Source organism: Bradyrhizobium sp. BR14999 (assembly GCF_056106085.1).
Genome location: NZ_CM148536.1, coordinates 2237864 through 2250770, shown reverse-complemented (window position 1 = coordinate 2250770; position 12907 = coordinate 2237864). Strand labels below are relative to the sequence as shown.

11 protein-coding genes and 1 pseudogene are annotated in these 12907 nt (G+C 62.3%); 5 read left to right on the top strand and 7 right to left on the bottom strand.

Annotated elements, in window-relative coordinates; genetic code table 11:
* Window positions 1–13: 13 nt before the first annotated feature.
* The 7 genes from ACR9YP_RS10425 to ACR9YP_RS10395 form a co-directional block, all read right to left on the bottom strand.
* Complete coding sequence (locus ACR9YP_RS10425) at window positions 14–1189, bottom strand: M20 aminoacylase family protein (RefSeq protein ID WP_474219639.1); 1176 nt, start codon at window positions 1187–1189, stop codon at window positions 14–16.
* Between the two features lie 520 nt (window positions 1190–1709).
* Complete coding sequence (locus ACR9YP_RS10420; RefSeq protein WP_474219638.1) at window positions 1710–1925, bottom strand: hypothetical protein; 216 nt, start codon at window positions 1923–1925, stop codon at window positions 1710–1712.
* A gap of 6 nt (window positions 1926–1931) precedes the next feature.
* The gene (locus ACR9YP_RS10415; protein WP_474219637.1) at window positions 1932–3485 is read right to left on the bottom strand and encodes a class I adenylate-forming enzyme family protein; all 1554 of its coding nucleotides are present in this window, start codon (window positions 3483–3485) and stop codon (window positions 1932–1934) included.
* 23 nt (window positions 3486–3508) lie between these two features.
* Entirely contained in the window at window positions 3509–4675 is a 1167-nt protein-coding gene (locus ACR9YP_RS10410) for an acyl-CoA dehydrogenase family protein (RefSeq protein WP_474219636.1), read from the bottom strand.
* A gap of 42 nt (window positions 4676–4717) precedes the next feature.
* Entirely contained in the window at window positions 4718–6007 is a 1290-nt protein-coding gene (locus ACR9YP_RS10405; RefSeq protein ID WP_474219635.1) for a TRAP transporter large permease, read from the bottom strand.
* Window positions 6008–6019: 12 nt separating this feature from the next.
* Window positions 6020–6574, bottom strand: coding sequence for a TRAP transporter small permease (locus tag ACR9YP_RS10400; RefSeq protein ID WP_474219633.1), 555 nt, complete (start codon window positions 6572–6574; stop codon window positions 6020–6022).
* A 25-nt stretch (window positions 6575–6599) separates the two neighbouring features.
* The gene (locus ACR9YP_RS10395) at window positions 6600–7628 is read right to left on the bottom strand and encodes a TRAP transporter substrate-binding protein (protein WP_474219632.1); all 1029 of its coding nucleotides are present in this window, start codon (window positions 7626–7628) and stop codon (window positions 6600–6602) included.
* Between the two features lie 228 nt (window positions 7629–7856).
* On the opposite strand from ACR9YP_RS10395, the gene ACR9YP_RS10390 reads away from it, so the two are divergent.
* From ACR9YP_RS10390 to ACR9YP_RS10370, 5 genes and pseudogenes are all read left to right on the top strand, one after another.
* Window positions 7857–9059 (top strand): CaiB/BaiF CoA transferase family protein, encoded by a 1203-nt coding sequence (locus ACR9YP_RS10390; RefSeq protein ID WP_474219630.1) that lies wholly within the window; start codon window positions 7857–7859, stop codon window positions 9057–9059.
* A gap of 28 nt (window positions 9060–9087) precedes the next feature.
* Window positions 9088–9555: pseudogene (locus ACR9YP_RS10385) on the top strand (MaoC family dehydratase); the annotation flags it as partial.
* A complete protein-coding gene (locus ACR9YP_RS10380) occupies window positions 9555–10406 on the top strand; it encodes an HpcH/HpaI aldolase/citrate lyase family protein (RefSeq protein WP_474219629.1) in 852 nt (283 codons plus the stop codon). The pseudogene ACR9YP_RS10385 and the gene ACR9YP_RS10380, both read left to right, overlap by 1 nt.
* Window positions 10407–10426: 20 nt before the next feature.
* Window positions 10427–11164 (top strand): IclR family transcriptional regulator, encoded by a 738-nt coding sequence (locus ACR9YP_RS10375; RefSeq protein WP_474219628.1) that lies wholly within the window; start codon window positions 10427–10429, stop codon window positions 11162–11164.
* A 1293-nt stretch (window positions 11165–12457) separates the two neighbouring features.
* Complete coding sequence (locus tag ACR9YP_RS10370; RefSeq protein ID WP_474219626.1) at window positions 12458–12784, top strand: hypothetical protein; 327 nt, start codon at window positions 12458–12460, stop codon at window positions 12782–12784.
* Window positions 12785–12907 lie beyond the last annotated feature (123 nt).

Below are 12907 nucleotides of genomic sequence, written 5' to 3'. Positions count from 1 at the left end.
TTCGCGGGGACCGTCACGGAGCCAGCACCATTTCAACCAGGTTCACCCAGTAGCCGATACCATATGGCAGTGCTTCGTCATTGAAATCATATGCCGGATGGTGTGGGAAGGCGGTAGGTCCGTTCCCAATGAAAATGTACGCTCCTGGGCGGGCCTCAAGCATGTACGCGAAATCCTCCCCACCCATTCTTACGGGCAGTTTGTCGTCTACAGACGTAGGTCCAACGAGACCACGCGCCGCCTTGATCGCCAGATCGGTCTCCTTCGCGTGGTTCACGGTAACGGGGAGGTATCGACGGTATTTGAATTCGACATCTGCGCCGAATGCTCGCGCAATGCCTTCCGCTGTTACTTGCATCTGCCGTTCGGCGAAATCCCTCAGATTGGGTACAAGCGTCCTGACGGTCCCGCCCAATGTAACCTTGTCAGGGATGACGTTGTAAGCTTGGGCCGCCTCAAATCTGGTAACGGAAATTACGAGCGACTCGATCGGATTCGTGTTGCGTGAAACCAAAGTTTGCAGGCCAACGATAATCTGTGCTGCGATAACAACTGGATCGATTGTGTTGTGAGGCTTGGCCGCATGGCCGCCCTTACCGTTGACGACGATGTCGAAATCGTCCTGTGCGGCCATGATCGGCCCAGTGCAAATACCGAAAGAGCCGATTTCCATTCCCGGGTTGTTGTGCATGCCAAAAACCTGGGAAATGCCGAAACGGTCCATGATTCCGGCTTCGACCATCTTCTGACCGCCCAGTTTATCACCCCCCCCATCTTCTTCTGCGGGCTGGAAGATCAAAGCGACGGCACCTCTAAAATTGCGGGTACTCGCGAGATATTTCGCAGCCCCTAGCAGCATGGTTGTATGTCCATCATGGCCGCACGCATGCATTCGGCCCGGTATCTTCGATGACCAAGCTTTGTTTGATGCTTCGGTAATTGGCAACGCGTCCATATCAGCTCGCAACCCGATCGTCGGGCCGTCTCCGCGCGCGCCCTGAATCAGAGCGACGATGCCGGTTTCAGCAATTCCGGTTTCGATGTGATTGATGCCAAAGGAAGCCAGCTTCTCGACCACGAACCTGGCCGTGCTGTCCAATCGATAATCGAGCTCTGGATTTTCGTGGAGATAGTGACGCCACTCGGTCGCCTCGACCTGCAGGTCCCAGAATGTTTCAACGCTGTGCATGCCTCTAGCCCTACCGTAAGTTGTGCGTGACTTGCGGACATTAGACCTGTGCTTGAGTTCATGTCGTGCGTTTTTCTAATGGCCCCGTAGAGTTACTGCATTTTTTCTGGATAGCGCGCGGGAAAGCGGCGAGATCACTTGCCGCAAGTCGTCCCATCCTACCCATATCGATCCAGGGAGGTCTAAGGCTCGCAGGTCGTGGACGGCCCGCGAATAGCGCTCGCGTTTCAAAGGCGGCCGACCATGTAGCGCGAAAGACTATCGGTCGCCACGACATCTGACGCCCGCCCGAGGACCTTCGTGCCTCAGGCGTCCGGTACTAATCCACGATTTGGTCGCTGCGCTAACACACCGCTTTCCACGAAAAGAAATACCAGCATCTCCAATTTGCGCTGAACGTTCCGCGGCTGCAGCAAGCCCGAGTTGCCAACGTTCCGATTGGTTATCGCTCTGGCGTACGCTGGACCTCGGCGTCTCCGCGAGGACTTGCCCGCCTCGCGAGCCCGCCGCGCATTGCCGATCACACCAAGCTCAGGAACGATAGGTTAGGGGCCCAAGCGGAGAACGTCTCCGAGAACAACGGCTCGACCATCACGCGGAAGGGCGGCAAGTGCGCCGCCGGCGGGACCTGCGCTTCGCTTAGGGTGACGGGCTCCGCGGTCGCCTGCCCGCACACCACGAGGTCGTCGTTTCGAACAGGGCCGGCAAAATCGATCGATGTGGGATCCTCCGGCATGTTCGGCTAGTCCATCAGCGCAAGGCGCGCGGAGGAGTCGTTCAAGAGCGTGCGTAGCTCTGTCTTCACGATTTTGCCGTAGCTGTTCTTCGGCAACTCGCCGGTGACGTAATAGTGCTTCGGCCGTTTGAAGCGCGCGATCCACGCGTTGCAAAGTTGGTCGAGCTCGCCCCGCGCCACGTCCCGCCCCGTAACGGGAACGACAACGGCCACGACCTCCTCGCCCCATTCCGGATGCGGCCGCCCGATTACCGAAGCCTCCGCCACGGCCTCATGCCGCAGCAGCACCTCCTCGACCTCGCGCGGATAGATGTTGGTGCCGCCGGAGATGATGACATCCTTGGAGCGGTCCTTCAACGTCAGGAAGCCGTCGGCGTCGAAGGCGCCCATGTCGCCGGTGTAGAGCCAGCCGTCGCGCAGCGTATTCCCTGTGGCGTCCGGATTCTGCCAGTAGCCGGACATCACGGTGTCGCCGCGCACGATGATCTCGCCGATCTCGTCAGGCGCAACGTCGCGCCCGGCTTCGTCCACGGTGCGCACCTGCACCACGCCTTGCGCGATGCCGACCGAGGCGAGACGTTCCTCGTAGCGTGCATGGCCGGCGGCGACATGCATCGATTTCGGCAGGTAGGTGATGGTCATCGGGCTCTCGCCCTGACCATAGATTTGCGCCAGCTTTGGCCCGAAGGCGGCGAGCGCGGCCTTGCAATCGGCGACATACATCGGGCCGCCGCCATAGATGATGGTCTTCAGCCCCGGCGCGGTTGCGCCTGCCGCTTCCGTCGCGACCGTGAGGCGCCGCACCATGGTGGGCGCAGCGAAGAAGGAGATGTTCTCGCGCTTCGCCGTTAGTTCGAGAATTTCGTTCGGCTCGAAGCGGCCGCTCTCCGGAATGATCTGCGCGCCCATGCCGAGCACGTGCGGCACCATGTAGAGGCCGGAGCCATGCGACATCGGGGCTGCATGCAGCAGCGCCTCGCCTGATACGATCGGGTTGATCTCGGCGAGATAGTTCAGCGACATCGCCAGCAGATTGCGATGGCTGAGCACCGCGCCCTTGGGCCGGCCGGTGGTGCCGCTGGTGTAGAATATCCAGGCGGGATCGGTGATCGCTACATTGGCGATGGCGATGCCGTCGGCCTTCTCCAGCGCGCTATGCTCGGCCGAGCCGATTTCGATGACGCGTAGCTTGGCCGTGCCGAGCGCCAGCGCCTCCGACGCGACGCTTGCCATGTCCTCCGTCACGAACACGACCGCAGCGCCGGAGTTATCGAGAATGAACGCGACCTCGCGCGGGTGCAGCTTTGCGTTGATGGGAACGGCGACGAGACCGGCGTGCCAGCAGGCATAGAGGCAGGCGACGTAGTCAGGTACGTTCTTCATCAGCAGTGCGACGCGGTCGCCTTTGGCGAGGCCAAAGCGCTGCTGCAACGAAGCGGCCAGCGAGCCCACAGTCACAGCGAGCCGGCCGTAGTCCGCGACCGGTGTCAGCCCCTTGAACAGCGCCGGCGCGGACGCGTCAGCCCTGGCAGCACGCAGGAGATGGTGAGCGAGGTTCATGGCGATCCTCCCGTGCCCTCGGCCTAGTATGATTTGGCGAGGCCCAGCACCTTTTCCGCAATAAAACTGAGCGCGAGCTGCGGGCTGACCGGCGCGATGCGCGGGATCAGGACTTCGCGCAAGTAGCGCTCGACGTGGAATTCCTTGGCATAGCCGAATCCACCATGAGTCATCACCGCCTGCTCGCAAGCATGGTACCCGGCTTCGCCTGCGAAGTATTTCGCGGCATTCGCGCTCGCGCCGCACGGCAAGCCCTTGTCGTATTGCCAGGCCGCCTGCATCACCATCAGCCAGGCCGCCTCGAGCTCGACCCAGTTCACCGCGAGCGGATGCTGGATGCCCTGGTTCTTCCCGATCGGGCGGTTGAACACGGTACGGGTCTTGGCGTATTCGGTCGCGCGCGACAGCGCGAGTTTTCCCAAACCGACCGCCTCGGCCGCGATGAGAATTCGCTCCGGGTTCATGCCTTCGAGGATGTACTGAAATCCCTTGCCCTCTTCGCCAATGCGGTCCTCCATCGGAATTTCAAAGTCCTCGAAGAACAGCTCGTTAGAATCGACGATCTTGCGGCCCATCTTCTCGATCTCATGGACCTTGATCCTGTTGCGGTCGAAATCGGTGTAGAACAGGCTGAGGCCGTGGGTCGGCGAGCGCACCTCTTCCAGCGGCGTGGTGCGCGCCAGCAGCAGGATCTTGTGCGCGACCTGCGCGGTCGAGATCCACACCTTCTGACCGTTGACGATGTAGCGGTCGTTCTTGGCGACCGCGCGGGTCTTGAGCTGGGTGGTATTGAGGCCGGTGTTGGGCTCGGTGACGGCGAAGCACGCCTTCTCGCGGCCCTCGACCATCGGCGGCAGCATGCGCTTGCGCTGCGCCTCGGTGCCGAATACGACGACGGGATTGAGTCCGAACACGTTGATGTGCACCGCGGACGCCCCGGACATGCCGGCACCGGATTCCGCGATCGTGCGCATCATTATCGCGGCTTCTGTGATGCCGAGCCCGGAGCCGCCATACTCCTCCGGCACGCAGATGCCGAGCCAGCCGGCATCGGCCAGCGCCTTGTGGAAGTCGTGCGGGAAGCCGCCGTCATGGTCCTTCTTCAGCCAGTAGGCGTCGTCAAAGCCTTCGCAGATCTTGGCGATGGCGTCGCGAATGGCTTCCTGCTGATCGGTGAGCGCGAAATCCATGGTCTTGATCTCCTTGATTGGAGCCGCGGCGGCCCGGACGTGCTAGCGCCCCATCTGCGAGGGCAGCCAAAGGATGATAGACGGAAACGCCACCAGAATCGCGATGGAGATCAGGTGCGCGATGAAATGCGGCAAGGTGCCGTGGAACACCTCGGCAACCGGCCGCTTGGCGTAGCGGGCGACGATGAAGCAGTTCAGCCCGACCGGCGGCGTGATCATGCCGACCTCGGCGGTGACGATCTTGATGACCCCGAACCAGATCGGATCGAAGCCGAGCGTCTTGATCAGTGCCAGCACGATCGGCACGGTCAGCACGAGGATGGCGATCTGGTCCATGAAGGAGCCGAGCACGATATAGCCGCACAGGATCACCGTGATGATCACCCAACGCGAGGTCTGCAAGCTGCCGATCCAGGCGACGAGATCCTGCGTCACATGCGTGAGCGTGAAGAAGTAGCCGAAGATCGAGGCACCGACCAGGATCATGATGATCATGCAGGTGCCGTGGCAGGCGCGCAGCAGCGTCCGGTAGAGCGATGACGGCGTGATCTTGCCCTTGACGATCGCGAGCAGGAAGGCGCCGAACGCACCGAAGGCAGAGGCTTCCGTCGACGTGGCGACGCCGAGATAGATCGTGCCTGTGACGATCGAGAACAGCACCACCATCGGCGAGACCTGCCACAGCAGTGCAAATTTCTCGCGCCATGGCACCGATTTCGCGGCCGGCGCGCGCGAAGGATCCTGCCAGACCAGGAAGTAGATCGTGGCCATGATGGTGATAGTGACGAGGATCGCGGGGATAATGCCGCTGATCAGCAGCTTGCCGATGTTGACCTCGGCGAGCAGGCCGAAGATGACGAGTGCGACGCTCGTCGGCAGCAGCATCGACAACGTGCCCGAGATCGCGACCACGCCCGCGGCCATCTTCGGCTCGTAGCCCTGGCGGATCATCGCCGGCAGGCTGGTCGAGGAGAGCGTCGCAGCGGAGGCGGTCGAGGTGCCGCAGATCGCGCCGAAGCCGGCGCCGGCGAGCGCAGTCGCCATGCCGAGCCCGCCGGGAATGCGGCCGACCCAGGCGGAGGCGGTCTTGAACAGATCATCCGCGACACCCGAGAGCAGCACGAGATCGGCCATCAAGAGGAACATCGGGATGGTGATCAGCTCGTAGGAGGAGACGGTCGAGAGCGGCGCGGTTTGCAAAATGCCGAACAGAGTGGACCATCCGCCGACCATGAGGAGGCCGACCGAGCCGGCGAAGGCCATGGCGAAGCCGACGGGCGTGCCGAGCGCGAGCAGGCCGAACAGCAGGGCGAGAACAAGGAAGAGTGTCATGGATATCGCCCGTTACTCAAAGCTGCGTGCTTCACCGACGCCGGTGACCGGCGGCAGCGGATAGAGATCGCGTCCGCTGACGAGGCTCAGCACATTGCCGACGAGTTGGAGCGACAGCCGCAGCACCAGCACGCCACAGCCGAACGGCACCAGCGCCGCCGACATCCAGGTCGGCCAGGCAATCGCACCGGCCAGCACGTCGTGCTGCTCGTAATTCTCCAGCGCGCGCTCGAACCCGACCTGGCAGATCAGGACGAACACGAACAGGCCGGCCAGCGCAGTGATGATCTCGGACAGCCGCCGTCCCGCTGGCGAGAAGCGCGACAGCAGGATATCGACGCCGACATGCGCATGCTCGCGCAGGCCATCCGACAGCGTGAAGAAGAACACGCCGGCCAGGAGGTAGAGCCCGATCAGATCATAGGTGAAGGCGAACGGGCTCTTCAGCACATAGCGCATGAACACGTCGGTCACGACCAGCAGCATGATCACGAACAGGAACACGACCGCGATCACCGTCAGCGCGCGCTCCAGTACGCCGAGCACATCTCCTGCCCGTTTGATCACCTCTGGCGCCTCCTTCTTTGTCGGATCACTTGCCGCCGGCGACGAGCAAGTCCTCGAATTCCTTCAGCGCGGCGGACGCCTGCTTGCCGCGGCTGTCGAGCCCGCTCGCCCATTCTTTGCCGACGCCCTTGAGCTTGTCCTTGATCTCGGCGCGTGTCGCCTCCGGCAGCGGATCGAAGCTGACGCCTTCGTCCTGCATGTGCTGCTTCTTGGTGACTTCGCCCTCCTTGTCGACGTCGGCGCAGGCTTTTGGCGTGATCGCTTCCGAGGCCTCGTTTATCGCCTTCTTCACGTCGTCGGGCAACTTGTCCCAGACCGACTGGTTGATGGAATAGGCGACGATGAAGCTGCCGAAGCTGACACCTTCGGTGGCGTGCTTGACCAACTTGTCGAGGCCGTAGGATACGACGCTGTCGAGCGGGAACAAGAGGCCGTCCATGGTGCCGCGCGACAGCGATTCGTAGGCATCGGGCGCAGCCATGCGCACCGGCACGGCACTCAGTGCACGCAGCGTCAGGTCCTGCGCGCCGCCGGTGGTGCGCAGTTTCAGGCCCTGCATATCCTTGGTCATTTCGACCTTCGACTTCACGGTCCACACCTGGTATGGCGGCAGCACCACGGCCATCAGCAGCTTGATCTTGTTCGGCGCGTACTCCTGCTTGGCCAAGATGCCTTCGCGCGCGGTCTTCCAGTAAGCGAGCGTGCCCTGGCAGCTGGTCGCGAACGCGGCCGGCAATTGCGCGACTTCCGACAGCGGCATCTTGTCGGAGACATAGGACGGTCCGATGTACCCGATGTCGACGACGCCGGACTGCGTCAGCCGCAGCATGTCCGCCGCCTTTCCGATCTGCTGGTTCGGATAATAAATGAAGGTCACCGCGCCCTTGGTGCGCTTGGTGACGTCGTCCATCCAGGGCTTGAGCAGCAGGCGGACGAGATAGTGGCCGGCGGGGAAGCTGTCGGCGACCTTCAGCTCCAGTGCCCGCGCCGACATTGCCGAGACCGGCAGTGAAAGAGCGAGCGCGGCTGCAGCCCAGGCCAGATTCTTCCTCATGTCGTTCTCCTTGACGCGTTCCCGCGCCGAACGCGGCAGCAATCGGTGCGACACCGTCCGGCCCCTCACCCCCATTTCTCGCCTTGACGGAAATGTACATATTTGTGAATTTATCTGTCAAGTGTATGAACTACATATGGTCCCATGCGCTGCTGCGTGGGAATTTCGAATTGACACTGCGGTTTTCTGAACTGTAACTCCACGTATATGAACGATAAGGAGACCCTTATGGGACCCCTCGCCGGCTTCACCATTCTCGACCTGACCTCCGTTTTAATGGGCCCCTACGGCACCCAGGTGCTGGCGGACATGGGCGCCGACGTCATCAAGGTCGAGAGCCCCGAGGGCGACATCGTTCGCCAGATCGGTCCCGGCCGCACGTCTGGCATGGGCGGGATGTTCCACAATGCCAATCGCGGCAAGCGCAGCATCGTGCTCGACCTCAAGAAGGCGGAAGGACGCGACACGCTGTTGCGGCTGGCCAAGAGCGCCAACGCGCTGGTCTACAATGTGCGCCCGCAGGCGATGGCGCGGCTCGGCCTCGACTACGAAACGCTGGCCGCGATCAATCCTGCCCTCGTCTATGTCGGCGCCTTCGGCTACGGCCAGTCCGGCCCCTATGCCGCCAAGCCGGCTTACGACGATCTGATCCAGGGCGCGGCGACCATTCCGACGCTGTTAGCTGCCGCCGGCGACGGCACGCCGCGCTACGTCCCCGTCACCATCGCCGATCGCATCGTCGGGCTGATGATGGTCAACGCCATCATGGGCGGGCTGATGCACCAGCAGCGCACCGGCGAGGGCCAACGCATCGACGTGCCGATGTTCGAATCGATGACCGAGTTCGTGCTGGTCGATCATTTGGGCGGCCTCACCTACGATCCCCCGCTCGACCATGGCGGCTACGCCCGCCTGCTCTCGCGCTACCGCCGCCCCTACAAGACCGGCGACGGCTATCTCTGCGTTCTCATCTACAACGACAAGCACTGGCGCAGCTTCTTCGAGGCGATCGGGCAGCCGCATTTCCTCGATCAGCCGCGCTTCGCCAACCACGCCGCGCGCACGAAACATATCGACGAGATCTACGAGGAGATCGGCCAGATCTTCACAACGCGCACCACCGCGGAGTGGCGCGAGCTCTTGGAGCGCGCCGACATTCCGGTGATGCCGATGCATACGCTGGAAACGATCCTGGAGGATCCGCATCTCAAGGCCGTCGACTTCTTCAGGACGGTGGATCACCCCGTGGAAGGCCGCATCCGCCAGATGCGCGTGCCCTCGACCTGGAGCGTGACCCAGCCGGAGGCCGCCGGCCCCGCACCGACGCTCGGCCAGGACAGCCGCGACATCTTGCACGAGGCCGGTTTCTCGGCCGAAGAGGTCGAGAGGCTCGCAGAGCAAAAGGCAGTTCACCTGGCAGCGCCGCCTTAAGCGCAGGCGCTGGCCAAATCGCAAGGACAGGGAGGAAACCGCGATGGCCGGACTTTATTTCGAAGACTTTTCCGTTGGCCGGGAGTTCCGGCATCCGCTGACCCGGACCGTCACGGAGATGGACAACACAATGTTCAGCCTGCTGACGCTCAACCCGCAGCCGCTGCACATCGACGCGCATTTCTCCGAGAAGACCGAGTTCGGCCAGCGCATTTTCAACAGCCTTTACACCCTCGGCATCATGATCGGCATGACGGTCTATGATACGACCCTGGGGACAACCGTCGCCAATCTCGGCATGACCGACGTGACCTTTCCGAAACCGGTCTTCCATGGCGACACCTTGCGGGCGACGACGAAGGTGCTTTCGTTGAGGGAATCCAAATCGCGCCCCAGGGCGGGCATCGTCGAGTTCGAGCACCACGCCCTGAACCAGAACGACGAGATCGTCGGAAAATGCCGCCGCATGGCGATGATGCACAAGAGGCCGGTCTGATGCGTTCGATGCTGTTCGTGCCTGGCGATTCCCCGCGCAAATTCGAGAAGGCGAGCGAAGGCAAGGCCGACGCGCTGATCATCGACCTCGAGGACTCCGTCGTCACCGAGAAGAAGCCGGAGGCACGCGGGCTGACGCTGGCAATGCTCAAGGGCCGCCTCGGCCCGCACCACCTCTATGTCCGCGTCAACGCGCTCGATACTGGCATGACGCTCGCCGACCTCGCGGCGGTGATGCCCGGCAAGCCCGACGGCATCGTGCTGCCGAAATCGCAAGGCGGCGACGACGTGCGGCAGGTTGCGACCTGGCTCGAGGCCCTGGAGGCTGCGTCCGGCATCGCGATCGGCACGACGCGCATCGTCTGTGTCGCGACGGAAACTGCCAGCTCGATCTTCGGGCTCGGCAGCTACAAGGGCTGCTCCCCTCGCCTCGCCGGCTTGATGTGGGGCGCGGAGGATCTCTCGGCTTCGCTCGGCGCCACCGAGAAGGCGAGCGGCGGCGTGTTCCACAGCCCCTATCGCCTCGCGCGCGATCTCTGCCTGATGGCGGCGACCGCAGCCGAGGTCGCCCCGATCGACACGGTCTACACCGACATCGACAACCTCGCGGGCCTCGAGCAGGAGACGCGCGCGGCACGACGCGACGGTTTCTCGGCGAAGGCGCTGATCCACCCCAAGCATGTCGACGTCGTCAATGCGGCGTTCGAGCCGACGGAGGCCGAGCGCGCCTGGGCGGAAAAGGTCATCGCCGCGTTCGCGAGCAATCCGAATTCCGGCACGCTGCGGCTCGACGGCCAGATGACCGATAAGCCGCATCTTCGCGCCGCCAAGAAGATCCTCGGCCAGCCCTAGACCGGAACGCAGGCTTCGCCATGATCGTTCGCCAAGCTGCAAATGTCCTGGAGATCATGGAATTCTTCGCTCAAGTGAAGAAGCCGGCGACGCTTGCCGAGATTGCCGATCATTTCGGCTGGCCACGCTCGTCGACCTTCAACCTGCTCGCGACGCTGTCGGAGAAGGGTTATCTCTATGAGCCGCGGCCGCGCGCGGGCTTCTATCCGACGCCGCGGTGGCTGGCGATGGCGCGGATGATCTCGGAGGTCGAGCCGTTGCCGCCTTGGACGCATCAGCTGATCTCCGATCTCTCGGCGGAAACCGGCGAAACCGCCTCCATCGTGGCCCCGGCGGGCGTGATGGCGGTGTTCATTGACGTCGTCGAATCCAAGGCGGCGATCCGCTATTTCGCGACCATCGGCCATCGCGTGCCGATCCACGCCACCGCAAGCGGCCGCGCACTGCTGCTGCAATATTCGCAGGAGGAGCGCGACTCCGTCTACCGCAAGATCGAGTTCAAGCAGTACGGCCCGTCGACGCCGATCAGCATCGAGGCGGTCGAGACCGAGCTGCGCAATTCCATCTCGCGCGGCTATTGCCAGAGTTTTGCCGATTACAGCCGCGATCTCGCCGGCGCCGCGATCCCGCTGCCGATCGGCGAGCGCAGACTGTCGGTCGTCGTGGCCGGGCCGGAGTTTCGCATCGGCTCAAAGATCGCAGAGGTCGCTGCGCTGATTGCGCGGACGGTTGACCGGTTGCGGCCGAAGGCGGGGTAGCCCGCTGCACCTCACTGCCCTCCCAACATCGTCATGGGTAGGCGTAGCATCCCGAAGGACGGCGTTGCTTCCGCTCGCCCATGTCGCGGCCATTTACGCGCCTCCAAGACGGTCGGTACAGCCAATCACCGCGCCGGCGACTGCACCGATCGGGCGCGGACAACAGCGCCGGACACAACTCCGAAGGCCGCAGCGCCAGCGTACTCCTGTGCAACGCGGTTGCAGCCGCGCGCAGCCAGCACCATGGCGGCAGCACTCGAACTCAAATATGGCCGCACAAAATTTGTTCGTTGCCCAACAGGGCAACGGCCGCTGGAAAAGTAAAATTGGTTCGGCATGACCGCGATTGAATTCGTCGCCTTGCGGCAGAAAGGAAATTCGGGACCGTGCAAAAGGCCCTGGGCTTCATTCAGATTGAACGCCCCTTACGCCAAAAGCGCATCAATTCTGCCATTAATTCCCATTCGGCAAGGCGCACAGATCTATGACTCGGCCTGATTTGTGAATGCCAGCTGGCGCAGCTGATCAATACCAGCGTTAGCGCAGTTATTTCCCCCTTATTTCCCCCGCGATTTGCATCTAAGGACGGAAGAGAATGAGGCACCATCGTGTCGGCGGTATTGTGTCTTGCGGCTCGATCGCTTTCGAAGGCTCAGATCGCCTCTCAGGTTCCTACTGAGCGAACACAGTGGTCTTGTTGAAAGCGCTTTGCATTTTCCCCTAACCGGTCACACGATTTCGGTGGCAAGAGGCCTCACATCAGAGAACTTCCGCTTTACTCATCCCGCAGGATGCGCCCGCTAGGCCTAAGAAAGCGAGTGGACAACTGCTTCGTTTTTCTATTTTTACCTGGAAGGCAAGCAGCCCGGCGGGTTCGCATTCGAAAACGAGCTGGTCGCGCCCCCCAACGCAACACGCGGAAGGAGGAGCAGGAGATAAAGGCGGACCGCATACCCAGAGCTGGTAAAGGGTTATCAACCGGAGCCAGCACATTCAACTGCGGCTTAGCTCTCGTAAACTTGACTTGCAACTCGATCCTTGCCCACCCGCGCCGCCGGTGGGCTCGTGACCCGCGGCTAATGCAGCCGCATTCAACTGGGCGGGCTGCGGTCTCGACGCGAAGCTGCCTGTTAGCGATGCTGTCTTCGATCGCGCAATCTCTCGTAAGGCCGTATGTCAGCCTTCTGTGGTGGCTCGCCCTACACTGCACGTCCGAGGGTTACCCCAGCGTACCGAGCCGATCTTCATCACAGGAGAACGGGCCGGGTAGATTAAAGGGAAACAATTGTTGGAATGGAGATCGCAAAAGCTGAAAAGCCCCCCGATCGCGGAAAACAGGTGGGTGGGAGAGATTCGTCTATTCCGCAAGGGCGACACGTCGGCGACCGACATGAGCCGATCATTGAACGGATCGCCAGCCGGTTTGGTGGTGTGTATTTCTGTTACGAGGCCGGTCCGCTTCGGCAATGGCTTTATGACCTGACCCAGCGGGGCCATAAGCGCACCGTGGTTGCGCCATCCAAGATCCCGAGGAAGCCGGCCGATCGCGTGAAGACAAACCGCCGGCACGCTGTTGCTCTCGCCGGGCTGCTGCGCGCCGGAGAGTTACCGGCACTGTGAGTTCCCGATGAAAGCCAGGCCAGATCTCGCCGCGTCCCGAGCGGCTATGGTTGAAGCGCTGCGGGTCCGCTGTCAAAAGGTGAGTGCCTTCATGCTCAAGCCCGGCTGCCCTCCGTAAGAAGG

Excerpts from the sequence above, each read along its gene's own strand:
- ACR9YP_RS10425 (WP_474219639.1), bottom strand. The coding sequence starts at position 1,189 with ATGCACAGCGTTGAAACATTCTGGGACCTGCAGGTCGAGGCGACCGAG.
- ACR9YP_RS10420 (WP_474219638.1), bottom strand. The coding sequence starts at position 1,925 with ATGCCGGAGGATCCCACATCGATCGATTTTGCCGGCCCTGTTCGAAAC.
- ACR9YP_RS10415 (WP_474219637.1), bottom strand. The coding sequence starts at position 3,485 with ATGAACCTCGCTCACCATCTCCTGCGTGCTGCCAGGGCTGACGCGTCC.
- ACR9YP_RS10410 (WP_474219636.1), bottom strand. The coding sequence starts at position 4,675 with ATGGATTTCGCGCTCACCGATCAGCAGGAAGCCATTCGCGACGCCATC.
- ACR9YP_RS10405 (WP_474219635.1), bottom strand. The coding sequence starts at position 6,007 with ATGACACTCTTCCTTGTTCTCGCCCTGCTGTTCGGCCTGCTCGCGCTC.
- ACR9YP_RS10395 (WP_474219632.1), bottom strand. The coding sequence starts at position 7,628 with ATGAGGAAGAATCTGGCCTGGGCTGCAGCCGCGCTCGCTCTTTCACTG.
- ACR9YP_RS10390 (WP_474219630.1), top strand. The coding sequence starts at position 7,857 with ATGGGACCCCTCGCCGGCTTCACCATTCTCGACCTGACCTCCGTTTTA.
- ACR9YP_RS10380 (WP_474219629.1), top strand. The coding sequence starts at position 9,555 with ATGCGTTCGATGCTGTTCGTGCCTGGCGATTCCCCGCGCAAATTCGAG.
- ACR9YP_RS10375 (WP_474219628.1), top strand. The coding sequence starts at position 10,427 with ATGATCGTTCGCCAAGCTGCAAATGTCCTGGAGATCATGGAATTCTTC.
- ACR9YP_RS10370 (WP_474219626.1), top strand. The coding sequence starts at position 12,458 with ATGGAGATCGCAAAAGCTGAAAAGCCCCCCGATCGCGGAAAACAGGTG.